Origin of the sequence: Brevibacterium sp. CFH 10365 (assembly GCF_009299785.1) — a bacterium.
In the GTDB taxonomy this organism is placed as follows: Bacteria; Actinomycetota; Actinomycetes; order Actinomycetales; family Brevibacteriaceae; genus Brevibacterium; species Brevibacterium limosum.
The window spans coordinates 37928-62995 of record NZ_VIGO01000004.1 but is presented as its reverse complement, the minus strand read 5'-3'; the positions used below and the strand labels follow the sequence as shown (position 1 = coordinate 62995).

Below are 25068 nucleotides of genomic sequence, written 5' to 3'. Positions count from 1 at the left end.
CCCATGCTGACGACAGCACTCGACCGGACCATCGCTTCGGTGCCGGTGAAGCGGATCCTCGCGCTCATCACGATCTCCACGCTGCTGGCCGTGGCCGTGGGCCTGACGGCGACGATGCTCAATCCGACCCCCGCCGAGGCTGCTCCGAAGGTGTCCGTGTCCGGCACCCCCAAAGCCGACGGAGAGTCCACGCTCGAACTCTCCGGCTCCGGTTTCCAATCCGTCGAAGGCGGGTTCGGCGGCATCTATGTCCTCTTCGGTTGGGTTGACGATTCCTCCGGAGGATGGCGGCCGAGCAAGGGCGGAGTGACGGGGTCGAACTACCGCTACGTCTACGACGATGAGACCAAACCGGCCGGATATCAGCTGTTCGTGACCTTCCCGGGATCGAGCACGGCGTATGCCGCCAACGGCGGTGAAGTCGCGGCGAACGGCACCTGGAGCGGAACGATCAAGGTCCCCGGTGAGAAGTTCACGACTTACGACCGGTCTCAGAGCGAAACGCAGGTCGACTGCAGCGAAGTCCAGTGCGGGATCATCACGATCGGCGCCCACGGCGTCGACAACGCGAACAACGAATCCTTCACCCCGGTCGACTTCTCCGCCTCAGGTGCCGCCGCCGGCAAGAGTGCGGAGAAGAGCGAGAAGGACGAGGAGAAGTCGTCCGAGAAGAAGGACGATGAGGCCGCCTCGGAGGACAAGGCCGAGACGACGAGCACCAGCGGCGGATCCGACGACGGTTCCGGCGGGGGCGACGCTCCGGTCGTCGACCCCGCACAGAACCCGAATGTGGCACCGGTGGCCAGCGAGCCGCCGATGAGCACGTCATGGCTGATCTTCTTCGCCATTCTCGCCGGAGTCCTCGTGCTCGGGTCGATCATCGCGATCGGTCTCGGGTTCGGCATCGGCGGCTACCTCGCGGTCAAGAGTCTGCTCCTGGGCGTCAGCCCGGCGGCGATGGAGAAGGAACGCGACCGGCGTGAGCGCAAACGGATCCGGACCCAGCACAGACTGGCCAAGCGCCGGCTCGCGATGCAGCGGAAGAAGAAGCTGCAACTGGCCAAACTCGAACGCGGCTCCGAACGTGCCGTGGCGCATGCGAACCATCAGAGCCTCGGCCCCGGCACCGGCAAGCTCCCGCCGCAGGTCATCGCCTTCTTCGAAGACGAAGACCGGAAGGCTGGAGGGCGTCGCAGCGGAGACGACAGCGTCGGTTCGGCTCCGAGCTTCTACACCGGAGGCGTCGTCACCGGCGGAACCGAGCCGGACACGGACGGCACGGATTCGGGGATCGGCGGGGCTGCCTCGGCGGGGGAGACCGACCCGGAGGATCGCAAGGACACGCGCGTCCTCACTCGGGTGGCCGCGGACGACGCCGAGACCACAACCATCCCCACGACGAACTCATGACACGCGCACGGACCGTCCTGCGGGACGAGAACGGACGAGGAAGCACGATGCACACTCACACCTCCTCCCGCAGGGGCAGGATATTCGCACGCACCGCGGCAGGGATCGCGGTCTTGGGGCTGCTCGGATTCGGGCTCACCGCTCCGGCGCAGGCGATGACGGCGCCGTATTCGGTGCCGGGCGCCACCTCGACGACCTCGCCCGTGGACGATGCGACGGACACGGGCGGGCAGGAGATCGACGATGCGGTCTTCGAATGGTCGGTCAATGATGAGTCGACGGGCGGATCCTACTTCGGCGGATGCAACTTCCTGGCCGCGGGTGAGGCGGGGGATTCGGGCATGGCGCGGATCTGGACGAAGGATGACGCGGGAGAACTGTTCAAGACGAATGGCGATGACAACTTCGTCGACGGCAACGTCTCGATCGTCAAGGAAGACAATACGTACTCGAACTTCGGGAAGCGCTGTGCGACACCGACGGCAGTGGACGGGGAAGGAAAGATGCAGTATGCCTCGGTCAACAACAAGGTCAACGCCCAGGCCGAGAACAATCACACCGGTGATCGCGTCCGAATCGACAACGGCTCGGGCACGGTCGATCCCGACAACGACAACGCCTCGATCCAGTGGGAGGGCTCCTGGACGTTCGCCTACTACGGCGGCATGACCTACTGGACGATCTCGGATCCAAAACTCGAGGTCAAGGACGGTAAGGGCACCATCACCGGCACCTACTCCGGATACGGTGCCGACATGGACGACCTGAGCATCTGGAAGAAGCTCGATGCTCGTGACGGTGACGTCGTCGAAATCCAGAAGGGCAAGGTCGACGTCACCGACACCGGTTTCACGTTCACCCCGGACTTCCTCGACGTTTCAACGAGCGCAGACGGGCGCAATGTGCAGGCCCCGAAGACTGCGGAGAACGAATCCTGGTGGGGCGCCATGCCGCAGGATTGGAACGACTTCAACCTCGAAACTGGCCAGGACTCCTACTGGTACACGACCGCCGGAGGAGCCACCTCACTTCAGCCGCGAAAGAAGACCAACGACCTCACAGTCAGCTACGACAAGACCGTCGAGGACCCCAAAGACGGGGATCACACCGAGCCGCCGGGGCCGGATCCGAAAGAGCCCGGTGACCCCGGTGACGACGGGAATGGCGATGACGACAAGAAGAGCGCCGGCGACGGCACAGCGACCCTGTACTGGTCGCTGAACCGGGAAGCCAATGGCGGAGCATTCTTCGGCGGCTGCAACTTCCTCTCCGCAGGCAAGGCCAAGGACTCCGGCAGCGCACGGGTCTGGCCCTCCGGCGGTGGCGGATTCTACAAGTCGAAGTCCGGGAACGTGACGATCCAGAAGCCGACAGGCTCGACGTTCAAGCAGGCCTCCTGGGATTCTCGGTGCCTCGACGCCGAGGGTGAGGCCGTGTCGACAACCCGTAAGGACTCATGGACCCAGTCACGGGTGGCGATCAAGGACGGCGAAGTCAGTGAGTCCGATGACGGTGTGACCGTTCAGTGGAAGGGCAGCTTCACCGTCGCCTTCTATGGTGGCATGACCTACTGGTCGGCGACCGACCCGAAGCTAGAGGTCGATGGCAGCGGCAAGGGCAAGCTCACAGCCGACCTCAGCGGCTACGGGGCCGATATGTTCGACTCGTCGAAGTGGGTCACTCTCAACCCCGAGACGATCACGATGGCGAACTTCACCAACATCGACATCGACGCGCTCCTCGACGACGGTCACATCACGGCCACCCCCGACTACCTCGGGGTGAAGTATGACAACAAGGGCAAGTCGGGCTCCGCGGGCAGCGCGGTCGGCGGCTCGGACGAGAACGCCTCGGCTCAAGCGAAGAAGACCGGTGGGAACAGTGACTACTGGGGTGCCTTCCCGCAGGACTTCATCGACTTCCAGCACAAGACAGGCCAGTACTCCTACTGGTTCACCTCCGACGGCGCGCGCGATCCCTACAAACCGGCCCAGCCTATGACCGTCTCACTCGGAGACTACGAGCCGAGTGCGGGAGACTACGCCCCGGCCGCAGGCTCCGGCGCACCCGGACAGAGAGCCTCGGGCGGCGGCGGTCAGCCGGGAGCCGGTCAGGCCGGTGCCTCAGGTGCCGGGTCCGGAGGCGGCGCAGGCGCCGGTGCAGGCAAGGGCACCGACGACAAGAAGTCGGAGAAGAACGGGGACATCGACGATGAGACCGTATTCGCCCAGGAAGCCGAGGAAGCCCGGGCCGCATCCGAGGTGCCCGTTCGGGCCTGGATCGTCATGGGCACCGGGCTGGCCGTAGCAGTTGTGGCCGGGTTCGGCGTCCGGTCGGGAATCCGACGCCACATCGGCCTCGATCCCTCGGACCTCATCTGAGGGTGCGAGACCAGGCGCAGCAGGGCTCGGTTCGCGTGGAGCCCACCGTGAGCAGGGCCCTGGCCCGAAGGGCCCGGAGGGTAGGCTGGACAGCATGACACATATGCAATTGGCAGATACCGATCTCTTCGTCCATCCTCTCCAGTTGGGCGGCAACCCCTTCGGTTGGGGCGCGGATCGGGATCAGAGCTTCGCTGTCCTCGATGCCTATGCCGAGGCCGGCGGAAACTTCATCGACACCGCCGATGCGTACTCGGCGTGGGTCGAGGGAAACTCGGGCGGAGAATCCGAGACCATCATCGGCGAATGGATGAAGGCTCGCGGCAATCGCGATGAGATGGTCATCGCCACCAAGGTCGGCATGCACCCGAAGGGTCGGGGCCTCGACCCGGCGAACATCCGCAACTGCGTCGATGACTCCCTGCGCCGACTCGGCACCGATCGCATCGACGTCTACTACGCCCACAAAGACGATGACGACGTCGACCAGGTCGCCGTCGCCGAGACCTTCGACGCTCTCGTCCGCTCCGGCAAGGTCAGCTACCTCGGGGCGTCGAACTTCAGTCTCGAACGACTGCAGAAGGCACGGAAGATCTCGACGAAGCTCTCTCTGGCCTGCTACCGAGTCGTCCAAGACCGGTTCAATCTCGTCTCACGTGCCGCGGTCGACCCGCAGAAGCAGGCGTACCTGCGAACTGAGGGCATGGCCGAACTGCCCTTCCACTCACTGGCCTCCGGATTCCTCACCGGCAAGCACACCGGCGGCGACGCCACCGGCAGCGTCCGCGGTGAACGTGTGGCCGATTTCGTCGACGACCAGAAGGCGCTCGGTGCCCTCGAAGTCCTCCACGACGTCGCCGCCGACCACGGTGCGTCGATGACAGCCACGGCCATCGCCTGGCAGCTCACTCACGATTTCATCCCCTCGACGATCGCCTCGGCGCGTGTGCCCGAACAGCTCACCGAGCTGCTCGCCGGAACCGAGATGCAGCTGAGCACCGACGAGAAGGACGCCCTCGACGGAGCCTGGGTGGAAGCATGAGTGAGACCAGTCCACGCCTGGTCACCTGGGAGAACGGAACCGACCTCGTCATCGAGCTGCCGGTGGCCCGCGACGTCGAAAGCGTCTGGGACGCCCTGACCGACAGCGAGACCGCACGGACATGGTTCGCGCCGTTCCGCCTCGGCGAGGAATCGGCAGATGCGGGGGACGATGTCGATGTGCCCGCTTCCCGGCCGCTCACCTTCGAGCTCGAGGACGCCGACTTGGACGGCACTGTCCTCAGCTGCGAAGAGTACGACCACGTACTGCTCGAACTCGAAGCCTTCGGAGTTCTGGGCATCCGGCTCCTGCCGGTCGAAGGAGATTCGGGTGAGGAGACCCTGCTGGTGTTCACCCACAGCGCCGCCGATGTCGAATCTGCTCGAGCCCAGGCAGCCGAATTCGGCCCCATGTGGGACACCCACCTGCGTTTGTTCGCCCGGGCCCTCGGCCTCGAAATCGACGAGGCGACCGAACCCGAACTCAACGCCGCCTACTCCGATCTCTCGCTCGAGGTTGCGGATTCTGTGGACGGCACGGATTCGGCCGACGCTGACGAGGCCGAATCATGAGCGAACCACTCGTCCTCGGCATCGAATCCTCGTGCGACGAAACCGGGGTCGGCATCGTCCGCGGTCGCACACTGCTGACGAATACGGTGTCCTCGTCGATGGACGAGCACGTCCGCTTCGGCGGAGTCGTGCCCGAAGTCGCCTCCCGCGCCCATGTGCAGGCGATCGGTCCGGCCATCGCCTCTGCGTGTGAGACCGCCGAGGTGGAGCTTGCCGATATCGACGCCGTCGCCGTGACGGCCGGGCCGGGTCTCTCCGGTGCGCTCATGGTCGGGGTCGGTGCGGCCAAAGGGCTTGCGGCGGCTCTGAACAGACCGCTCTACGGCGTCAATCATCTGGCTGCGCATGTGGCCGTCGACCTCGTTGCCGAGGACATCGACGGATTGACCACGCCGACCATCGCCCTGCTCGTCTCCGGAGGTCACACGGAGATCCTGCGCATCGGCGATGTCGTCGACGACATCGAGCTCCTCGGCGCCACGATCGACGATGCCGCAGGTGAGGCCTTCGACAAGACCGCGCGCCTGCTGGGACTGAACTACCCGGGCGGACCGAACATCTCAAAGGCCGCGCTCGGGATGCTCGATGGCACCGGTGTGCCCGGCGACCGAAATGCCGTGAAGTTCCCGCGCGGACTCGCGAAGAAACAGGACCTCCGTGATCCGGAGCGCCGGTACAACTTCTCATTCTCCGGGCTCAAGACCGCGGCCCTGCGTGAGGTGACGAAAGCGGAGACTCTGGGAGCCGACCTGCGGGTGGCCGATGTCGCCGCCGGATTCGAAGACGCCGTCGTCGACGTGCTCGTGACCAAGACTCTGCTCGCCGCCGCCGACACCGGGATCAACCACGTCGTCCTCGGCGGGGGAGTGGCAGCGAATACTCACCTCCGCGAGGTGCTGACTGCTCGCTGCGCCGAAGCGGGCGTGACTCTGCGGGTGCCGCCCTTGGCCCTGTGCACGGATAATGGAGCCATGGTCGCAGCCCTCGGTGCGGAGCTCGTCTCCCGCGGAATCGGGCCGAGCAACCTGTCATTCGCTGCCGTCTCCTCATTGGATGTCGATCATGTCCTCGTCTGAGAACGACTCGAACAGCGCCGCCGAGCGGAACGCACGGGCGGCGAAGTCAACGCGTCTGCCTGACGGTCGGCCGCCTCGGCGATCAGGTGATGGTTGGACGTACGGGTCGGATGGGCAGAAGCATTGGGGGCTCAACGGGGCCGCGGGGCTCATGCTCGTCGATCCCGAGCGCGGTGTGCTCATGCAGCATCGGGCGCTGTGGTCGGTCGAAGGCGGGACCTGGGGATTCCCCGGCGGCGCCCGCGATATGGGTGAGTCGGCGGTCGAGGCCGCGGTCCGCGAGTCGTGGGAAGAGGCCGGGGTGCCTGGCGAGGACGGATCGGGCATCGAGATCCTCGAGACGCATGTGCTCGATCTTGACACCTGGTCGTACACGACGGTGATCGCGAGAACCCTGCGCCGCTTCGACGCTGTCATCAGCGACCCCGAGAGCATCCAACTGTCGTGGGTGCCGCTGGACGAGCTCGACGACTATGAGCTGCACCCCGGAGTCGCCTCCGCGCTGCCGACGCTGCTGGAGCTGCTCCGCCCGCACCTGTGAGTGGGCGAGCGTGATGCTGGTCGGGCCGGCTGACTGCCGACGAGGTGCCGGGGCCAAATAATGGTCACGAACGGATACTTTCGCCAGCGGGTGAAGTATCCGATAGCGACCACTCTTTGGGGCCCAGTGGCGCTGGCGGTCCAGCGGTCCAGTGGCACTGGCGGCCCCGCCCCGCGGCACAGCGGCCCTACGGCACTGGCGGCCCCGCCCCGCAACCCCCTCAGCTGTACGAGTTGCGCAGGTCGCCGATGAGGGAGCGGGTCACTTCGGTGAGCGAACCGGTGGCACCGAAGACCTTCTGCAGACGCTGGTAGGGCACACCGCGTTCGATGATCGAGGTGATCGAGTGCAGCTCGGCCGCGCAGCCCAGCCGCTCGGCCACGGGGGAGAGGCGTTCGATCTCATCGGCCAGGCACTCGGTTACGAGGCGCTCGTCGGCCGCGGCGTTCTCGATGATGATCGCGTCCATGCCGTAGCGGGCCGCACGCCATTTGTTCTCATTGTGGAACCAATCGGGCATCGTCGGCAGCGTCTCACCGGCGTCGAGGCGATCGGACATGTCATCGACGAGGCACTGGATGAGTGCGGTGATCGCGAGGATCTCCTCGAGCGTCGGCAGCCCGTCGCACACGCGGACCTCGACGGTGCCCCAGTGCGGAGCCGGCCGGATGTCCCAGCGGATCTCGTTGATGTTGTCGATGATCCCGGTGGTGAGCATGTCGTCGACGTACTTCTCGTAGTCGGCCCAGGCCTCGAACTGGAAGGGCAGGCCGGCGGTGGGCAGCTGCTGGAACATCATCGCCCGGTTCGAGGCGTAGCCGGTGTCCGTGCCGCCCCAGAACGGGGAGGATGCAGACAGAGCCTGCAGGTGCGGGACGTAGGCGAGCAGGGCGTTGACGATCGGCAGCACCTTGTCGCGTGAGTCGATGCCGACGTGGACGTGGACGCCGAAGATCAGCATGTTCCGACCCCACCACTGGGTGCGGTCGACGAGTTCGAGATAGCGGTCCTTGGCACGGACCTCCTGCGACTGCCACTGGGCGAAGGGATGCGTGCCCGCCGACATGAGCTCGACGCCGCGGTTCTCGGTGAGCTTCCGCAGCGCTCCGATCGAGGCGGCCAGATCTTCGGCAACGGTCGCAACCTGGCTGTGCACACCGGTGACGAGCTCGATGGTGTTCGTGAGCATCTCACCGACGATGTGCTTCTCGAACTCGGGAGCATGCTCGGCCACATCCGCCAGCAGGCTCTCGGCTGCCGGGGTCAGGTCCAGGCTGCGAGAGTCCAGCAGAGCCAGTTCCCACTCGACACCGAGGGTGGAGCGGGGAGAGCGTGCGAAATCGACCATGGATCGATCATAATCGCGCCGACCCGTTTCGCCTGATTCTGCGGTGCGATTCGGACTGTGGGATCCGCCCCGACACTGAGCCGGAGCGCCCTTACCTCCGTACCGGGAACGGCCCCTGCCGACCGCACGCATCCCTCACGCGGCCTGACGTTCACCCTCCCCGAGGCGGCGCCCCGAATCGGTGTCGAACAGATGCAGGCGAGCCGCATCTGGGGAGACCCGCACCGTGTCCCCGCGGCGGATCGTCGACCGCCCGGCGACACGGGCGACGACCGTCTTCTCCCCGGCGGGCAGGTTCGCCCGGCCGTGGACATAGGCATCGGCGCCGAGCTCCTCGACGAGATCCACCGTCACCTCGAGTCCCTGGGCATCGGTGACCTGCAGATCCTCCGGTCGGATCCCGACGGTGACCGTCTCACCCGTGACCTGCTCGCGCTGGCCGTCCGTCAGCGACAGATCCACCTCGCCGAGGCGCAGCCCCCTCCCCTCGACCAGAACCTCGATGAGGTTCATGGCAGGCGAGCCCATGAAGCCTGCGACGAAGAGGTTCGCCGGACGGTCATAGAGGTTCGCCGGCGTATCGACCTGCTGCAGACGGCCATCGGCGAGGACCGCGACCCGGTCGCCCATCGTCATCGCCTCCACCTGATCGTGGGTGACGTAGACGGTGGTGACACCGAGGCGGCGCGTCAGCGAGGCGATCTGCGCGCGAGTCTGCACCCGCAGCTTCGCATCGAGGTTCGACAGCGGCTCGTCCATGAGGAAGACCTGCGGGGACCGGACGATCGCTCGGCCCATCGCCACACGCTGCCGCTGCCCACCGGACAGGGCCTTCGGTCTCCGGTCGAGGAACGCCTCCAAATCGAGCAGGCGGGCAGCCTCTTCGACGCGTTCGTCCCTCTCCTTCTTCGCAACACCGGCGATCTTGAGGGCGAAGGCCATGTTCTCCCGCACGCTCATATGCGGGTAGAGCGCATAGTTCTGGAACACCATCGCAATATCGCGCTCCCTGGGGGAGAGGTCCGTGACGTCGTGGTCGCCGATGCGGATGTGCCCGGAATCGACGGGTTCGAGTCCGGCGAGCATGCGCAGGGTCGTCGACTTCCCGCAGCCCGAGGGGCCGACGAGGACGAGGAACTCGCCATCGGCGATGTCGAGGCTGATCTCGTCGACGGAGGGCGTCAGCGCTTCGGGATACTGACGCAGTGCTTTGTCGAAGGTGACAGTGGCCATGTGTTCTCAACCTTTCACGGATGCGGTCGCACCCGAAGATCCACGGTGATCGGGCAGTGAGTGATGAGCGGTGGACAGTGATTCGCGGGTGGGGGAAGCGTCGGCGGGTGAACCCTCGACAGGTGTCTGGTGCGCATAGGAACCGTACTGCTCACGCACCCGAGACGGCCGCGGATGCAGCGTGGCGACGAGCTCGACCTGCCAGTCCGGCAATACGCCGGTGAGCGTCCACGCCGCCTGCCGGGCCGCGCCGATGGCGACGTACTCGGCCTGTTCGGGAACGTCGATGGGGACGGTGAAGATGTCTCGGGCGACCTCCCGGACGGCCGGATTGCGCGCGGCTCCGCCGATGAGCAGCAGCCGTTCGGCGACGATGCCCTGAGCCTGGACCGCATCGAGGCCGTCGGCGAGCCCGCACAGCATCCCTTCGACGAAGGCGCGGGCGACGTTCTCCGCCGAGGCATTGCTGAGAGTCATCCCCTCGAGTCGGGCCGTCGCATCGGGCAGATTCGGAGTGCGCTCGCCCTCGAAGTAGGGCACGAGGGTGATCCCGTTCGCGCCCGGAGTCGAGGACAGGGCCAGGGCGGCGACCTCGTCGTGGCTGATGCGCAGCAGCGTGCTCGCCGAGACGAGGACCCGTGCGGCGTTGAGGGTCGCCACCAGCGGCAGGCGGCCGCCGTCGGCCGAGGCGAATCCGGCGACCGCGCCGGTGGCATCGGCGACAGGCAGGTCGGTGGTGCCGAAGACCGTGCCCGAGGTGCCGATCGAGATGACGACATCGCCCGAGGTGACCCCGAGTCCCAAGGCCGCCGCCGCATTGTCGCCGGCTCCGGGCCCCACGACGATTCCGTCCGGACTGTGCCCGGCCGCCTCGTTGGGGGAGAGGACGCGTGGAAGGACGATCGCCGAGGCGGCTTCCCCAACGATGTCCCCATCCGTGTCCGCGGCGCACGGCAGGCCTGCCGCTTCGCGGGCCGGGACACCGAAGGCGGTGCGGAAGAGATCGAAATCGTAGCGGGAGGTGCCCGGGTCGAAGTAGGCGGTGCCGCTGGCGTCGGAGGCATCGGTGACCAGGGCGTCGAGCACAGGACCACGGGCAGAGGAATCGGCGGGACCGTATCCGAGGAATCGCCAGGTCAGCCAATCGTGCGGCAGAGCGACGGCGGCGACCCTCTCGGCATCGTCCGGTTCGGCATCGCGCAGCCACCGCAGCTTCGCGGCGGTGAAGGAGGCGACGGGCAGGATCCCGGTGCGGGCGACGAAGTCCTCGACCCCCACCTCGGCGATGAGATCCCGGGCCGCAGCCTTGCTGCGCAGATCGTTCCACAGCAGGGCATCACGGATGACGCGGCCGTCGGCGTCGAGGGCGACGAGTCCGTGCTGCTGGCCGCTGATGCTCAAGCCCGCGACGTCATCGAGTCCGCCGGCAGCTGCGATCGCGGTCTGCAGGGCGGTCCACCAATGCTCGGGATCGACCTCGGTGCCGGGAGGGTGCGGGGCCGAACCGGTGCGGATGACGGCACCGGAGGTCGGGTCGGCGATGACGACCTTGCAGCTCTGGGTCGAGGAGTCGACGCCGGCGACGAACATGCGCTTCGTGCTCATAGCGACTCCTCGGGCCCGGTCGCCTCGGCGAGGATCTCATCGGCCAGCGCCCGGTCGACGATCGCGATATCGAGGATCCCGGCGGCACAGGCCGCGCGGAGGGCCCGGGCGCGTTCGGCTCCGCGGGCGACGCCGACGGTCGTCGTGGCGTTCCGGAGCTGGTCGAGGGTGACGGCGATGACGCGGTCGTCGATCGTGGTCACGTCCTCACCGGCGGCGTCGAAGAGACGGCCGGACACCTCGGCGATGGCGCCATCGTCGATGCCGGCCTGCCGCTGGGCGGGCGAGCACTTCTCCCACACCGAAGACAGGCCCTCGGCCCAGGAAGCCACGGAGACCACGGCGAGGTCGAGATCATCGGCGGCGGCCAGAGTGCCCGAGATCTCGGGCAGGGCACGCAGGTCGTCGGCGGTGCCGGCCTCGGTGACGAGCAGCGGGGCCGGCAGGCGGACCATGCTCACGGCCGGATCCTGTCCCAGTCGGGTGAAGATCTCCGAGCTGGGACGGTGCGATTCCAGGCGGAGGGCACCGGCGAGCTGGACGATCGTGCACCGGGGCAGGGCCGGGGTGAAAGCGGCTGCGGAATCGAGCGTGCGCGACCAGGACAGTCCGACGCGCATTCCCGCGTGAGCGTGGCGCCCGACAAGCGACAATGCGGCCCGGCCCATCTGCTGGGAGGCCAGGGCCTCGTCGGGGATGTCGACGATGACGACCGAGTCCAGGCCCAGAGTTTCGGCGACCTGCTCGGCCAGTCCGTCGGCTTCACCGGCGTCGGCTTCGATGGTGATGGTCACGACTCCGGTGTCGACGGCTTCTTGGAGGAGGCGGGCGACCTGGAAGCGGCTGAGTCCGTTCGCCTTGCCGATCTCGACCTTCGACCGGCCCTCGAGGTAGTGATCGCGGGCCAGCTGCGCGAGAAAGCGGCGATGACGGGCGGTGGGCACTGTGCTCATGGTCCTCCCGTCGGCGTCGACGACATCGTGTTCGCTCATATGTGAAGTGTTGCACATCTGATTGGTTCGTGACACAGTATTGCACATATGAGCACCGATGCTCATATGATTTTCTCGCAGCGAACCCGATGGCGGGCAGCAATCCCGCAAGGACGAGGGAAGGCACAACGATGAAACACCTGATCACACGCCGGAGCGCCACATGGGCGGCCATCGGCATGGTCGGAGCACTGGCGCTGTCCGGATGCGGCGGCGCCGGCGGCAGCTCCGCCGGGGGCGGGGGCGATGAGGTCAACGTCCTCATGGTCAACAACCCGCAGATGCAGGACCTGCAGAAGCTCACCGCCGACCACTTCACCGAAGACACCGGCATCAAAGTCAACTACACGGTGCTGCCCGAGAACGAGGTGCGGGCGAAGATCGGCCAGGAGTTCGCCGCCCAGGCCGGCAACTACGACGTCGCCTCGATGTCGAACTACGAGATCCCGACGTATGCGAACAACAAGTGGCTGACCCCCATGGACGAAGGCGTCGCCGATGCCGAGGGCTTCGACCAGGACGACATCCTCACGCCCATGGCCGAATCGATGACCGTCGACGGCAAGGTCTACGGCGAACCGTTCTACGGTGAGGGCTCGTTCCTCATGTACCGCACCGACATCTTCGACAAGGCCGGCGTGGAGATGCCGGAGAAGCCGACCTGGGACGAGGTCGCGAAGCTCGCGGCGAAGGTCGACGGCGCCGAGAAGGGCACGAAGGGCATCTGCCTGCGCGGTCTGCCCGGCTGGGGCGAGATGTTCGCCCCGCTGACGACGGTGGTCAACACCTTCGGCGGCACCTGGTTCGACGAGGACTGGAACGCCCAGGTCGATTCGAAGGAGTTCAAGGAAGCGACGAACTTCTACGTCGACCTCATCAAGGACCACGGCGAGTCCGGTGCCCCGCAGGCCGGGTACACCGAATGCCTGACGAACCTGCAGCAGGGCAAGGTCGCCATGTGGTACGACTCGACCGCGGCCACCGGCACCCTCGAAGCCGACGATTCCCCGGTCAAGGGCAAGATCGGCTATGTCGCCGCCCCGGTCAAGGAGACGGACTCGAGCTCGTGGCTCTACACCTGGGCGTGGGGCATCCAGGCCGCCGGCAAGAACCAGGACGCGGCGAAGAAATTCGTCGCCTGGGCCTCGTCGAAGGACTACGAGGAGACCGTCGCCGAGGAGCTCGGCTGGCAGCATGTGCCCGCAGGCAAGCGGGCCTCGACGTATGAGAATCCCGACTACCAGAAGGCCGCCGAACCCTTCTACCAGCAGACCGAGGACGCCATCAACTCGGCCGATCCCGAGAATCCCGGAGTCCAGCCGCGCCCGACGCTCGGCGTGCAGTTCGTGACGATCCCCGAATTCGCGGATCTCGCCACGGGCATCTCCGAAGACGTCAGCTCCGCCATCGCCGGACGCACGACCGTCGACAAGGCCCTGGAGAAGGGGCAGAAGGAAGCCGAGAAGGTCGGAGACAAGTACAGGAAGTGACCGAACAGCCGCGGGGCGGGCCGTGACTGCCCGCCCCGCGGTAGGCCGAGGCCCGCTTGCCCGGTCGCACCCGCCTCCCGAACGCACCAGCCCCCTGACAAAGGATGTTCGAAGTGTCAGCACCAGCCGCCGAGCGTGCATCGCAGCCGATCGCGCCGCCCAGACCTCGTGCCAAGGACCGATGGCTCAAACGCGCGCCCATGCTGCCTGCGCTCATCTTCGTCATCATCGTCACCCAGATCCCGTTCGCGATCACGATCATCATCTCGTTCATGAACTGGAACGCCGCCTATCCGGATGACATCAGCTTCGGCACTGTGCAGAACTATGTCACCGTGTTCACCGATGCGAACCTGCTGCGGGCCGTCTTCGTCACCGTCGGCCTCACCGTCGGGGTGGTGCTCGTCTCGGCGCTGCTGGGACTGGGCATCGCCCTGCTGCTCGACCGGAAGTTCATCGGCCGCGGATTCGTCCGCACCCTGATGATCACCCCGTTCCTCGTCGTTCCCGTGGCCGCGGCGCTGCTGTTCAAGCACGCGATCTTCAACCCCTCCTACGGGTTGCTGAATGGACTGCTGACCGTCGTCTTCGGTGAGTCCGCCCCACAGCCGGACCTCATGACCTCCTCGCCGCTGCTGGGCATCGGGCTCGTCCTCGTCTGGCAGTGGACGCCGTTCATGATGCTCATCATGCTCGCCGGCCTCCAGTCGCGACCCATGGACGTCTACGAGGCGGCTCTCGTCGACGGGGCCGGTTCCTGGCAGACGTTCCGCTTCATCACCCTGCCCCACCTGCGCCGCTACATCGAACTCGCCGCACTGCTGGGCACGATCTACATCGTGCAGAACTTCGACATGGTCTTCACCATGACCTCCGGCGGACTCGGCACAGCCAACCTGCCCTACGTCATCTACCAGGAGTTCTTCGTCGCCCAGGACTACGGAGTCTCTTCCGCCGTCGGCGTCATCGTCGTCGCAGCCTCTCTGATCATCGCGACCTTCGCCCTGCGCACCGCATCCACCCTGCTCAAGGAGGAGAACTCATGAGCACCTCCGATCTGACCGTGGGCACACGCCCCGAACCCGGGGTGACGCCCACCACGACCGAACCCGGCGGACCGGGATCGGCCGAGCCGCCTCGGCGGAAGGCGAACGCACCGAGGCGGCCCGGCCAGGGCCGGGTGGGAAAGGTCCTGCTCGGCCTCCTGGCCTGGTTCGTCGGGCTGCTCTTCGTCTCACCGCTGCTGTGGATGCTGCTGACCAGCCTCCACGCCGAGACCGACGCCTCGACGAACCCGCCGAGCTTCTTCGCACCGCTCACCCTCGACTCGTACGTGAACTTCTTCGGCGGCGGCAACGGCGCGAATCCGTGGCCGTTCCTCATCAACTCCGCCGTCGCCGCGATCGTCTCGACCCTCATCGTCCTCGTCCTGTCGACGATGGCCGCGTACTCGCTGGCGATCCGCCGCATCGAACGCTGGTCGGACGTGCTCTTCTTCCTGCTGTCGACGAAGATGCTGCCGATGGTCGCAGGCCTCCTGCCCGTCTACCTCGTCGCGAAGTCGACAGGAATCCTCGACACCTGGCTGCTGCTCATCATCATCTATTCGGCGATGAATATGCCGATCGCGGTGTGGATGATGCGCTCCTTCCTCGCCGAGGTGCCCATCGAAGTCCTCGAGGCAGCCGAACTCGACGGTGCCCGGCTGCCGCGCGTGTTCGTCCAGATCCTGCTGCCGCTGACCGCACCCGGACTGGCCGCGACCGCCCTGATCTGCTTCATCTTCTCGTGGAACGAACTCCTCTTCGCCACCGTGCTCACCTCCACGGCCGCGTCGACGGCACCCGTGTTCCTCACGAGCTTCGTCACCTCCCAGGGTCTGTTCCTGTCGCAGGTGTGCGCAGCATCGCTCATCATCTCCGTGCCCGTGCTCGTGGCCGGAATCGCCGCTCAGGACAAACTCGTCCAGGGCCTGTCCATGGGAGCCGTCAAATGACCGCACCGACGACCGCGCTTTCCCTCAACACCCGGAACCTCGCCGAGGTGGCCGACCACGGCATCGCCGTCCCCACCTATGATCGGTCGGCCGTCCGCCCGGGCATCGTCCACTTCGGAGTCGGCGGATTCCACCGCGCGCACATGGCCATGGTCCTCGATGACCTCATGCAGGCAGGACTCGCCACCGACTGGGGCATCGTCGGAGCCGGAGTGCTGCCCCACGACGTCGCCATGCGCGACGCCCTGGCCGACCAGGACCACCTGTACACCCTGACCCTCAAACATGCCGATGGGGCGAAGGAACGCCGGGTGATCGGATCGATCATCGACTACCGCTTCGGCCCCGACGACCCGGCCGGGCTGCTCGAGCTGCTCACCGACCCGACGATCCGCATCGTCTCGCTCACCGTCACCGAGGGCGGATACAACGTCAACCCCGTCACCGGGGAGTTCATCACCGACGACCCGGCGATCGTCGCCGACGTCGAGGCGCTGCGGGCAGGAGAGCTGCCGGCCACGGTCTTCGGCTACATCGTCTCCGCGCTGCGGGCACGTCGGGACGCCGGTCTCGACCCCTTCACCGTGCAGTCGTGTGACAACATCTCCGAGAACGGCGCGGTCGCGGCGAAGATGTTCTCCGCCTTCGCCCGCCTCGTCGACGTCGAACTCGCCGACTGGATCGGTGAGAACGTCGCGTTCCCGAACTCGATGGTCGACCGCATCACCCCGGCCACGACCGACGGCGACCGGGCCGATCTGCTTGCCGACACCGGAGTGACCGACGCCTGGCCGGTCGTCGCGGAGCCCTTCTTCCAATGGGTGCTCGAGGACGATTTCACGTCCGGCCGTCCGCCCTATGAGCAGGCTCGAGTGCAGGTCGTGACCGATGTGCTGCCCTATGAGCATATGAAGCTGCGCCTGCTCAACTCCGGCCATCAGGGGCTTGCGTACTTCGGTCTCCTCGGCGGATACACCTTCGCCCATGAGGCGATGGCGAACCCGGACATCCCTGCCTACCTGCGCCGATACATGGACGAAGAGGGCACACCGAGTCTGTCGCCGCTGCCCGGAATCGACGTCGAGGCGTACAAGGATTCGCTCATCGAACGGTTCAGCAATCCGGAGATCCGCGACACCCTCGCTCGCCTCGGTGCCGAATCCTCCGATCGGATCCCCAAATGGCTGCTGCCGGTCGTTATGGACAACCTCGCGTCCGGTCATCCCATCGAGGTGGCCGCGGCGATCTGTGCCTCCTGGGCTCGCTATGCCGAAGGGCACGACGAAACCGGCGGACGGTTCACCATCGTCGACCGCTATGCCGAACGGCTGCAGGAGGTCGCAGGGGCACAGGCAGAGGACCCTTTGGCTTTCGTCCGGCAGGAGCAGTTCTTCGGCGGGTTGGCCGAGGAGCCGCGCTTCACCGCACCGTACCTCGCCGCACTGACATCGCTGCACGAACGCGGAGCGAAGGAGACCGTTCGCCGCCTCGCCGCGCACGAACCACTCTGACGGACACAGTGCCGGCGAGTGCCGGTTCGGAGCCGAGTCCGACAGGCGCCGGGCCAGGGTCAGCGTCTAGCATGGAGGCATGTTGCGTTCTCGCCTGAGCCTCCTGGCCCTGACCACGACACTTGCGCTCGTCGGCTGTTCCGGCGGTGCGGCGGACCCCGAATCCACCTCGGGCGAACAGAGACCCGGTACGGAATCAGACTCGCAGGCGCAGACTCGGACCGAAGCCGAACCCGCTGTGGACGACCCCGCTGACGCCGATCCGGCAGATTTCGCGGACGAGGCCGCGGACATCGTCGCAGGCTTCTCCGACGAAGAGCTCGCCGGGTCCCTCATCATCGGCACCTGGGAAGGCACGGACACGCAGACCCCGGTGGACATGGTCAAGCAGAACCACCTCGGCGGGGTCATCGTCATGGGCTACAACCTGTCGGAGAACCCGACGAAGGACCAGGTCACAGAACTGACTGGTCAGATCTCCGGGGCGCGCACGAAGGGTCAGCCCGTGTCGATCGGCGTCGACCAGGAAGGCGGCCCGGTGTCCCGGCTGAGTTCGGCCGCGCTGCCGTTCCCACCGCTGATGGGCCTGGCCGCCACCGACGACTCCGAACTCATCACCGACGCCACGACCGTGCAGGGGAAGAACCTCACAGGACTGGGCTTCACCATCGACTTCGCCCCGGATTCCGATGTCACCGTCGGGCCGAAGGACAAAGCGATCAACGTCCGTTCGGGCGGCACCGACCATGAGGACGTCGCGGAGGTCGTCGCCGACGCCGTCGAGGGATACCGGTCCGGTGGGGTCGCGAGCTCGGCGAAGCATTTCCCGGGGCACGGCCGCCTCGGCGTGGATTCGCATGAGAGCCTGCCGGTGTCGGAGAAGTCGATCGAGGAGATGGAGGACACGGATCTCCTGCCGTTCAAATCCGCGGTCAAAGCGGGTGTGCCGATGGTGATGATGGGCCATATCGGGCTGCCCGATGCGAAGACGACGCCCGCGACGCTCAATGAGAAGGCGTATTCGGCGCTGCGCGAGACCCTCGATTATGACGGTGTCATCACCACGGATGCGCTGAACATGAAGGCCGTGCCGCAGAACCTGAATGGCGGGGAGACCGTCAAGGCGCTCGCCGCCGGAGCCGATATCGCACTCATGCCCCCGGACTCCGCGGCCGCGCAGACGGCGATCGTGAAGGCGATGGGGGACGGGACGCTGAAGAAGAAGGACCTCGTCGAGAAATCCGAACGCGTCGTCGCCGCTCAGCTGGCCACCGCCGAAGCGCAGAAGAGCGTGCAGGCCGAGGACTCGGATGCGGAAGATCCGAAGAAGGTCCTCACCGAGGTGGCCGATGGGTCCCTCACCGTGCTGAAGGGCGAATGCTCCTTCGCAGGCACCGATTCGATCTCGATCGTCGGCGGCAGCGATAAGGAGAAGGCGGCGCTGAAGGAAGCGGCCGAAGCCGAGGGGCTCACCGTCGGGTCCGGTGGGACCTCCGTGAGTCTGAGCCCGTCGACGTCGGCCGAGGTGGCTGTGGGCACAGCTGCCCCGTGGACGATGCGCAGCACCTCGGCGGAGTCCGCGGTGACCGCATACGACTCGAACCCCTATGCGCTGAAAGCCGTGGCGAAGTGGCTCAAGGGGGATCTCAAGGCGTCAGGTCAGCTGCCCGCGGACTACGACGGCAGCGACAAAGCGCCCGACTGCGGGTGAACCGGGCTGCAGCGGCCGACCGGGGCATGCTCACAGAGCAAGCTCGGATACGAAAAACCCCTCGACGGCGATGCTGCCGACGAGGGGTTCTTGTGGTTGTGGAGGCGGATCAGAGCACGCGGATGAACGTGACGTCGCCCATCCAGCTGTAGCTGCGCTTCGAGGTTCCGGACCCGGGCGAACCGGCATCGTACATCTGTCCGTCGCCGGCGTAGATGCCGACGTGGCCGGGATGCCAGATGAGGTCGCCGGGCTTCGCCTCTGACTGGGACACGATCGTCCCGGATCCCTTCTGGGCTCCCGACTGACGAGGCAGGTCGACGCCGACGTGGCTGTAGACCCAGGAGGTGTAGCCGGAGCAGTCCCAGCCGCTCTGCGACGTTCCACCGAAGACGTATGGAGTTCCGACCCCCTTCTCTGCCCAGCCGAGGACCTGTTCGGCCTTGGACCCGTCGATCGGGCCCGAGTCGTCGGAGTCCCCGGCGTCCTTCTTCGGGCTCTCATCCTCGGCGCCCTCGTCCGGGCTCTCGGACGAATCATCGCCCGCGGCCTCGCTCGGTTCCGGCTGGGGCTCTTCCGCGGACTCCGTCTCGGTGGTCTCCTCCGGCTCGGGCTTGGGCTTCGGCTTGGGTTTGGGGGCCGCCTCGGCAGTGACGACGTCCGTGTCGACAGTGACCGCGGCCTCCTGATCGCCCTTCTGCGACTTTCCGCCGGCGTCGATGGTCGGTGTCTGGTTCTTGAACTCGACCGGCGCCTGCTTCTCGGTCTCGGCAGAGACCGAAGCTTCGTCGTCGGTTCCCTGTCCGGCAGCGGGGAGGACCGCTGCGGTGAGCAGTCCGCCGCTGGCGGCGACGACTGCGGCCCGGCGGCCGAATGCGCCGGAATTCGCAGCGAGCAGTTCGCTCAGCTCGGTCAGTGGTGTCTTGGCCTTGACGTCGGCGGCGCGGCGGCCGTGCTGCTTCGATGCCACGATGTCCTCTCATTGCCTGTCTGTAACGATATCCACAACTGTAACGAATTCGTGATCTTCTGTCACGTTTCTGTTACAAAAGGATTCTTCGGCAGGTTGAGAGTCATAATGCCTGGTCACAGGGTTAGGGAAGAAGGAAGCGGCCTTGGGAAGGCGGTGGATTCCGCCGATTCTGTCTGTGATTCAGCACGCAGTCTTTGCTTCGAATAACGTTTCGTGACATTCGCGAAATGCGATTCCTGGGTCGATCCGAGGCGTTTTTCACGCCGAAACCACCGTGGATCGACCCAAGAACGCCGACGGCGCGTGACTGCGCGAGCAATGGTGGCTGAGCGTCAGTCTCCGGTTTCGACGGGACGGTCGGGATCGGACGACCAACCGGACCAGCTGGCGGGGTAGAGGCTCGCCTTGACGCCGAGCGTCGCCAGCGCCAGCGCATTGTGGCAGGCGGTGACTCCCGAACCGCAGTAGACGCCGACCTGTCCGTCGAAGGCACCCAGCTCTGCGAAACGTTCACGCAGCAGGGCCTCGGGCAGGAAGGTCCCCGCGGGGACGTTGTCCGTGGCCGGGGCGCTCTTCGCTCCGGGAATATGGCCGGCTTGCGGATCGAGCGGTTCGGTCTCTCCGCGGAAGCGCTCACCGGCGCGGGCATCGAGCAGGACGCCGTCGAAGCCGGCCGCCGCCTCGGCGTCGATGACGGGCAGTCGGCCAGGGCTGAGCACCACGGAACTGGGCGCGACATCGGGGGAGTCGCCGGTCTCGAGCGTTCCGCCGGCATCGCGGAAGGCGGCGAGTCCGCCGTCGAGGACTCGCGCGTTCAGCCCGGCCCAGCGCAGCAGCCACCAGGCACGGGCCGCGCCGAGAGACGAGTTGTCGTCATAGACCACGACCTCGGTGCCTTCGTCGATGCCCCATGAACGGACCGTCTCCTGGAAGGCCTCGGGGCTCGGCAGCGGGTGTCGGCCGGCTGTCGGGTCGGTGCTGCCGTGGTTGGCGAGCTCGGTGTCGAGGTCGACGTAGACGGCGCCGGGGATGTGCCCGGCGGCGAAGTCGTCGGCGCCATCGGGCTTGGGCAGGGTCCAGCGGACGTCGAGCAGCCTCGGCGCGGGGGAGGCGGACATCCGGGGGAGCAGCTCATCGGCGCTGATGAGGACGTCGGTGCGGTTCAATTCGATCTCCTTCTTGTGCGTGGTTACACCGGTTGGGTGAGCAGCACGACGTGGCGTTCGCCGAGCCGGGTGAAAACGAGCGTGGCTTGAGCGCCCTTGGGCAGTTTGAGTTGGCGTCGGACCTGGTCGGGCACGATGTCGGCACCGCGTTTCTTGATCACGACCGAGCCGATTCCGCGGGAGACGAGCTCTTTGCGCAGGCTCGGGACCTTTGCGGGCAGAACGTCGATGACCTCGTAGGCGGTGACTCCTGCGGCGGCCGGGCCGCTCGGTTCGACGTCGGTGGTCAGATACGCGATCTTCGGGTGCAGTCGGCGCGCCTGCAGGGGTGGGCACAGAGCGGCGACGAGGCCGGCGCGCACGATCGCCCCGTCGGGTTCGAGCAGATACTTCCCGAGTTTTCCGATGTCCGCCTCGTCCTCGTCGGGCAGGTCGTCTTCGTGGACGAGGAGGGTGCGCTCGCCCATGACGAGGGCTCCGCGCCCGGGCCGCTGGCGGGCCGCACCGAAGTACAGACAGACCTCGACGACCTCACCGTTGTGGGAGACCCACTGGGCTTCGGCCTCCTCGGGGACGAGATCGTGGTCGAGTGCCGGACCGAGCTTCACTCCGGCCGCTTTCGCCGCGCTCGCCTTCTCGACCACCCACGACAGGGAGGGGGAGAAGGCCTCGGGGTCGGTGATGCGGGCGGTCGATCCGCGTCTGTCGGCCCTGCCGATGCTCCGGCGGGCCGGATCGAACCAGAGGGAGTCGAATCCGTCGAGGTCGACCTCCTCGGCGCGCACGTGCTCGACGGAAGCGTCGGGCAGATGTCGGAGGTTGAAGGCGGCGATGGCCGCGGTGACTTCGTCGGCGTCGACGGCCGAGACCTGTGCCCCCATTCCGGCGAAGGCGACCGAGTCCGCTCCGATCCCGCAGCCGAGATCGGCGATGCGGAAGGACTCGCCCTCGGGTGCATCCCCGATGAGACGGCGGGCGTGGTGTGCGGCGACCGGCAGCCGCGTGGCCTGGGCCAAGCCGTCGCGGGTGAAGAGCATATCCTCGGCGAAGGGCCCGAGCTTTGCGGCAGCCTCCCGCCGCAGCCGAGCCTGAGTGAGCAGCGCGGCAGTCACCTCGGCGGAGTATCCCTCCTTCCGCAGAGCCGTCGACCGGGCGAGCTCATCGCCTTTCAGCTCGTCGATGCGGTCGAGCCGGTCGAGGACGGCGACGTCGAGGAGTTCGGTCAGAGTCTGCGGATCCATGGCTTCACCCTATCGTCCGGGCCGAGGCGATCCCCTCGCCGAGGCGGCCCACCGCAGCCGCGCCCACACCGTCCGCGCGACTCAACCGGGTTCGCGCCCTCTACCCGCACCGAGGCGGCCCGGCCGAACCGCCGGGCGCGCGGTGATTGTGACGACCGGGCGGTGCGGTAAGTTGTTGGCTGTGACGTTATTGACCGCCCGCGACATCCGCGAAACAGCCGCTGAGATCGGTCTGCGCCCGACGAAGCAGAAGGGCCAGAACTTCGTCATCGACCCCAATACCGTGCGCTCGATCGTCATCGCAGCAGGGCTCGAGGAGACCTCGAACGTCGTCGAGATCGGTCCCGGGCTCGGTTCGCTCACCCTCGGTCTGCTCGAGGCCGGTCATACCGTCACCGCGGTCGAGATCGACGACGTGCTGGCGAAGAAGCTGCCGAGCACCGTCGATCGATTCGCCGGCAGCGACGCGCCGTTCCAGCTGCTCAATGCCGATGCCCTCCGCGTCACGAAGCTTCCCGAGCTGCCGCGCTCACCCGCAGCCGCGGCCGACACGCCCGACGCCGCGCAGAACCACCCCGACGCACTCGTGGCGAACCTGCCCTACAACGTGGCCGTGCCCGTGCTGCTGCACTTCCTCGAGACCTTCCCGAGCCTGAAGACCGTCCTCGTCATGGTCCAGCTCGAGGTCGCCGAACGGCTTGCCGCCCGCCCGGGCTCCCGCACCTACGGAGTCCCCAGCGTCAAGGCCCAATGGTACGGAGACGTGCAGCTGGCCGGGAAGATCGGCAAGAACGTGTTCTGGCCGGCGCCGAACATCGACTCCGGTCTGGTGCGCATCGACGTCACCCGCAGCGTCCGCGACCCGGCGGCCCGCACCCGCCTCTTCACCCTCATCGACGCCGCCTTCGCCCAGCGCCGAAAGACCCTGCGCGCGGCCCTGTCCGGATGGGCCGGCAGCCCGCAGCGATCCGAAGACCTGCTGACGGTGGCCGGAATCGACCCGAAGACCCGCGGCGAGGCACTCACCGTCGCCGACTTCGAACGCCTCGCCGCCGGCGACGCCTCCGCACCGGCCTCGTCCGTCGAGGACCCCTCGCCATGACCACTCCGCTGCACCCACGTATGACGATCCCGGCCCCGGTGAAAGTGCAGGCACCGGGGAAGATCAACATCCACCTCGGTGTGGGCGCGGCCGACGACGGATACCACGAGCTCGCGACCGTGTTCCAGGCGCTCAACCTCGGCGAGACCCTGACCCTCATCCCCGGCGGAACACGGTCGATCATCGTGCAGGGACGCTACGCGGATGCCGCGGTCCCGCTCGATGAGTCGAATTTCGCCAGGCGCGCCATCGACGTCCTCGTCACCGCCCTCGAAGCAGACCGCGACGTCGACGTGCTGCGCGACCTCGACATCGTCATCGACAAGCAGGTGCCCGTGGCCGGCGGAATGGGCGGGGGATCGGCCGACGCGGCCGCCGCCCTCGTCGGAGCCGCCCACCTCATCGGCGGCGTCGACGAGGCGGTCCTTCACGACTGCGCGGTCACCGTCGGCGCCGACGTCGCGTTCCTCCTGCGCGGGGGCACGGCCATCGGCCACGGCCGCGGGGAGCAGCTGAGCCCCGTGCTCACCCGCGGGACCTTCCACTGGGTGATGGCCACCTCGGCGTGGCCCCTGCCCACCCCGGACGTCTACGCCCGCTTCGACGAGCTCAACCCCGATCCGGCCCCGGCCGTCGTGCCCGATCAGGTGCTCAAAGCGCTCGCCGCCGGTGAGCCGGACGCACTCGCGGACCACGCGGCGAACGACCTCACCGAGGCGGCCGTGTCCTTCATGCCCGAAATCGCCGAGGTGATGGAGGCCGGCCGAGCCGCAGGAGCCGTATTGCCGCTGCTCAGCGGCTCGGGACCGACGATCGGCTTCCTCGCCCGCGACGCCCACCACGCCCTCGACCTGGCCGTGCTGCTGCAGGCCACGCGAGGCGTCAACGAAGCGCTGCGCACCACCGGGCCCGCACCCGGAGCGCACATCGTGGACGGCGACTGACCGTGGGGGAGAACCGCGGCAACCTGCACGAACGGCTGCGGGACCAGGTCGGACAGGACATCGTCGCCGGACGCCTCGCCGCCGGAACGATCATCAGAGCCGAGGACCTGCGTGCCCGCTACGACGTCTCGCTGTCGGTGGTGCGCGAAGTCGTCCGAGTCCTCGAGTCCTTAGGCATGCTGCAGCCGATCCGTCGGGTCGGTCTCGTCGTGCTCGCGATGAGCGAATGGATGCTGCTCGACCCGCTCGTCATCCGCTGGAGGATGACCGAAGCTCCCGCCAGGCAGCTGCGGTCGCTGACCGAACTGCGCGTGGCCATCGAACCCGAAGCGGCCGGGCTGGCCGCACAGCACGCTCCGGCAGAAGCCGCCGAAGAGATCATGGGTCTGGCCGCCCGAATGCGGGCGACGGGCAGGCAAGGCGATGTCGAAGCGTTCCTCGAAGCCGATGTGGCCTTCCACCGGGCGGTGCTCGGCGCCGGAGGGAATGAGCTCTTCGCGGCCTTCGACACCGTCATCGCAGAGATCCTCGCCGGCCGCACCGGGGCGGGACTGATGCCGAAGTTCCCGCACCCGGATGCCCTGCAATGGCATTTCGACGTCGCCGACGCCATCGGCGGGCAGGACGCCGAGAGGGCCACAGAGGCGATGGCGAAGATCGTGGCCAAGGCCGATGCGGAGATGGGCAGCGTCTGGGCCGACGAACCCCGCCACCCGGGACACTGAGGACCGACC

General features: G+C 67.0%; 21 protein-coding genes. 14 read left to right on the top strand and 7 right to left on the bottom strand.

The features are described from left to right. Positions 1-3 precede the first annotated feature (3 nt). From FHG09_RS08925 to FHG09_RS08900, 6 genes are all read left to right on the top strand, one after another. Positions 4-1410 (top strand): hypothetical protein, encoded by a 1407-nt coding sequence (locus tag FHG09_RS08925; protein ID WP_152347316.1) that lies wholly within the window; start codon positions 4-6, stop codon positions 1408-1410. Between the two features lie 47 nt (positions 1411-1457). Next, positions 1458-3791, top strand: a complete 2334-nt coding sequence (locus FHG09_RS08920) for an HtaA domain-containing protein (RefSeq protein WP_193627332.1) — start codon at positions 1458-1460, stop codon at positions 3789-3791. A gap of 94 nt (positions 3792-3885) precedes the next feature. Next, positions 3886-4833, top strand: a complete 948-nt coding sequence (locus FHG09_RS08915; protein ID WP_227492654.1) for an aldo/keto reductase — start codon at positions 3886-3888, stop codon at positions 4831-4833. Then, entirely contained in the window at positions 4830-5405 is a 576-nt protein-coding gene (locus tag FHG09_RS08910) for a hypothetical protein (RefSeq protein WP_152347314.1), read from the top strand. The genes FHG09_RS08915 and FHG09_RS08910 overlap by 4 nt, the downstream gene beginning before the upstream one ends. Continuing rightward, complete coding sequence (gene tsaD, locus FHG09_RS08905; protein ID WP_152347313.1) at positions 5402-6481, top strand: tRNA (adenosine(37)-N6)-threonylcarbamoyltransferase complex transferase subunit TsaD; 1080 nt, start codon at positions 5402-5404, stop codon at positions 6479-6481. The genes FHG09_RS08910 and tsaD overlap by 4 nt, the downstream gene beginning before the upstream one ends. Then, positions 6468-7022 carry an NUDIX domain-containing protein gene (locus FHG09_RS08900; RefSeq protein ID WP_227492653.1) on the top strand — a complete coding sequence of 185 codons (555 nt, stop codon included), beginning with the start codon at positions 6468-6470 and terminating at the stop codon, positions 7020-7022. The genes tsaD and FHG09_RS08900 overlap by 14 nt, the downstream gene beginning before the upstream one ends. Positions 7023-7242: 220 nt before the next feature. Here FHG09_RS08900 and FHG09_RS08895 read toward each other — a convergent pair whose 3' ends face one another. The 4 genes from FHG09_RS08895 to FHG09_RS08880 form a co-directional block, all read right to left on the bottom strand. Further along, a complete protein-coding gene (locus FHG09_RS08895) occupies positions 7243-8370 on the bottom strand; it encodes a glutamate--cysteine ligase (RefSeq protein ID WP_152347311.1) in 1128 nt (375 codons plus the stop codon). A 135-nt stretch (positions 8371-8505) separates the two neighbouring features. Then, positions 8506-9603, bottom strand: coding sequence for an ABC transporter ATP-binding protein (locus FHG09_RS08890; RefSeq protein WP_152347310.1), 1098 nt, complete (start codon positions 9601-9603; stop codon positions 8506-8508). 6 nt (positions 9604-9609) lie between these two features. Further along, positions 9610-11208, bottom strand: a complete 1599-nt coding sequence (locus tag FHG09_RS08885; RefSeq protein ID WP_227492652.1) for a xylulokinase — start codon at positions 11206-11208, stop codon at positions 9610-9612. Beyond that, positions 11205-12200, bottom strand: a complete 996-nt coding sequence (locus FHG09_RS08880; RefSeq protein ID WP_193627331.1) for a sugar-binding domain-containing protein — start codon at positions 12198-12200, stop codon at positions 11205-11207. The genes FHG09_RS08885 and FHG09_RS08880 overlap by 4 nt, the downstream gene beginning before the upstream one ends. Positions 12201-12331: 131 nt before the next feature. Between FHG09_RS08880 and FHG09_RS08875 the strand changes: the two genes are divergently transcribed. The 5 genes from FHG09_RS08875 to FHG09_RS08855 all read left to right on the top strand — a co-directional run bounded on the left by FHG09_RS08875 (position 12332) and on the right by FHG09_RS08855 (position 18908). Then, on the top strand, positions 12332-13690 hold the full coding sequence (locus tag FHG09_RS08875) for an ABC transporter substrate-binding protein (RefSeq protein WP_152347308.1): 1359 nt from the start codon (positions 12332-12334) through the stop codon (positions 13688-13690). A 104-nt stretch (positions 13691-13794) separates the two neighbouring features. Further along, a complete protein-coding gene (locus FHG09_RS08870; protein WP_227492651.1) occupies positions 13795-14736 on the top strand; it encodes a carbohydrate ABC transporter permease in 942 nt (313 codons plus the stop codon). After that, the gene (locus FHG09_RS08865) at positions 14733-15686 is read left to right on the top strand and encodes a carbohydrate ABC transporter permease (protein ID WP_227492650.1); all 954 of its coding nucleotides are present in this window, start codon (positions 14733-14735) and stop codon (positions 15684-15686) included. Before FHG09_RS08870 ends, FHG09_RS08865 begins: the two co-directional genes overlap by 4 nt. Then, positions 15683-17197, top strand: a complete 1515-nt coding sequence (locus FHG09_RS08860; RefSeq protein WP_152347307.1) for a mannitol dehydrogenase family protein — start codon at positions 15683-15685, stop codon at positions 17195-17197. The genes FHG09_RS08865 and FHG09_RS08860 overlap by 4 nt, the downstream gene beginning before the upstream one ends. A gap of 79 nt (positions 17198-17276) precedes the next feature. Then, positions 17277-18908, top strand: a complete 1632-nt coding sequence (locus tag FHG09_RS08855; RefSeq protein WP_227492649.1) for a glycoside hydrolase family 3 N-terminal domain-containing protein — start codon at positions 17277-17279, stop codon at positions 18906-18908. A 109-nt stretch (positions 18909-19017) separates the two neighbouring features. Here the strand turns inward: FHG09_RS08855 and FHG09_RS08850 are convergent, their stop codons facing one another. The 3 genes from FHG09_RS08850 to FHG09_RS08840 form a co-directional block, all read right to left on the bottom strand. Then, positions 19018-19878, bottom strand: a complete 861-nt coding sequence (locus FHG09_RS08850; protein WP_152347306.1) for a C40 family peptidase — start codon at positions 19876-19878, stop codon at positions 19018-19020. Between the two features lie 335 nt (positions 19879-20213). Then, positions 20214-21047 carry a sulfurtransferase gene (locus FHG09_RS08845; RefSeq protein WP_152347305.1) on the bottom strand — a complete coding sequence of 278 codons (834 nt, stop codon included), beginning with the start codon at positions 21045-21047 and terminating at the stop codon, positions 20214-20216. A 23-nt stretch (positions 21048-21070) separates the two neighbouring features. Further along, positions 21071-22288 (bottom strand): class I SAM-dependent methyltransferase, encoded by a 1218-nt coding sequence (locus FHG09_RS08840; RefSeq protein ID WP_152347304.1) that lies wholly within the window; start codon positions 22286-22288, stop codon positions 21071-21073. 181 nt (positions 22289-22469) lie between these two features. Between FHG09_RS08840 and rsmA the strand changes: the two genes are divergently transcribed. From rsmA to FHG09_RS08825, 3 genes are read left to right on the top strand one after another with little or no spacing between them, the layout of a single operon-like run. Continuing rightward, positions 22470-23390, top strand: coding sequence for a 16S rRNA (adenine(1518)-N(6)/adenine(1519)-N(6))-dimethyltransferase RsmA (rsmA, locus tag FHG09_RS08835; RefSeq protein WP_152347303.1), 921 nt, complete (start codon positions 22470-22472; stop codon positions 23388-23390). Continuing rightward, positions 23387-24334: a 4-(cytidine 5'-diphospho)-2-C-methyl-D-erythritol kinase gene (locus tag FHG09_RS08830; protein WP_227492648.1), complete on the top strand. Its 948-nt coding sequence runs from the start codon at positions 23387-23389 to the stop codon at positions 24332-24334. Before rsmA ends, FHG09_RS08830 begins: the two co-directional genes overlap by 4 nt. Positions 24335-24336: 2 nt before the next feature. Further along, positions 24337-25059: a FadR/GntR family transcriptional regulator gene (locus FHG09_RS08825; RefSeq protein ID WP_227492647.1), complete on the top strand. Its 723-nt coding sequence runs from the start codon at positions 24337-24339 to the stop codon at positions 25057-25059. Positions 25060-25068: the final 9 nt, after the last annotated feature.

Coding starts and splice junctions, on each gene's coding strand:
- FHG09_RS08855 (WP_227492649.1), top strand. CDS start 17,277: ATGTTGCGTTCTCGCCTGAGCCTCCTGGCCCTGACCACGACACTTGCG.
- FHG09_RS08880 (WP_193627331.1), bottom strand. CDS start 12,200: ATGAGCGAACACGATGTCGTCGACGCCGACGGGAGGACCATGAGCACA.
- FHG09_RS08830 (WP_227492648.1), top strand. CDS start 23,387: ATGACCACTCCGCTGCACCCACGTATGACGATCCCGGCCCCGGTGAAA.
- FHG09_RS08840 (WP_152347304.1), bottom strand. CDS start 22,288: ATGGATCCGCAGACTCTGACCGAACTCCTCGACGTCGCCGTCCTCGAC.
- FHG09_RS08865 (WP_227492650.1), top strand. CDS start 14,733: ATGAGCACCTCCGATCTGACCGTGGGCACACGCCCCGAACCCGGGGTG.
- FHG09_RS08875 (WP_152347308.1), top strand. CDS start 12,332: ATGAAACACCTGATCACACGCCGGAGCGCCACATGGGCGGCCATCGGC.
- tsaD (WP_152347313.1), top strand. CDS start 5,402: ATGAGCGAACCACTCGTCCTCGGCATCGAATCCTCGTGCGACGAAACC.
- FHG09_RS08890 (WP_152347310.1), bottom strand. CDS start 9,603: ATGGCCACTGTCACCTTCGACAAAGCACTGCGTCAGTATCCCGAAGCG.
- FHG09_RS08870 (WP_227492651.1), top strand. CDS start 13,795: ATGTTCGAAGTGTCAGCACCAGCCGCCGAGCGTGCATCGCAGCCGATC.
- FHG09_RS08885 (WP_227492652.1), bottom strand. CDS start 11,208: ATGAGCACGAAGCGCATGTTCGTCGCCGGCGTCGACTCCTCGACCCAG.
- FHG09_RS08925 (WP_152347316.1), top strand. CDS start 4: ATGCTGACGACAGCACTCGACCGGACCATCGCTTCGGTGCCGGTGAAG.
- FHG09_RS08900 (WP_227492653.1), top strand. CDS start 6,468: ATGTCCTCGTCTGAGAACGACTCGAACAGCGCCGCCGAGCGGAACGCA.
- FHG09_RS08920 (WP_193627332.1), top strand. CDS start 1,458: ATGCACACTCACACCTCCTCCCGCAGGGGCAGGATATTCGCACGCACC.
- FHG09_RS08860 (WP_152347307.1), top strand. CDS start 15,683: ATGACCGCACCGACGACCGCGCTTTCCCTCAACACCCGGAACCTCGCC.
- FHG09_RS08915 (WP_227492654.1), top strand. CDS start 3,886: ATGACACATATGCAATTGGCAGATACCGATCTCTTCGTCCATCCTCTC.
- FHG09_RS08910 (WP_152347314.1), top strand. CDS start 4,830: ATGAGTGAGACCAGTCCACGCCTGGTCACCTGGGAGAACGGAACCGAC.
- FHG09_RS08895 (WP_152347311.1), bottom strand. CDS start 8,370: ATGGTCGATTTCGCACGCTCTCCCCGCTCCACCCTCGGTGTCGAGTGG.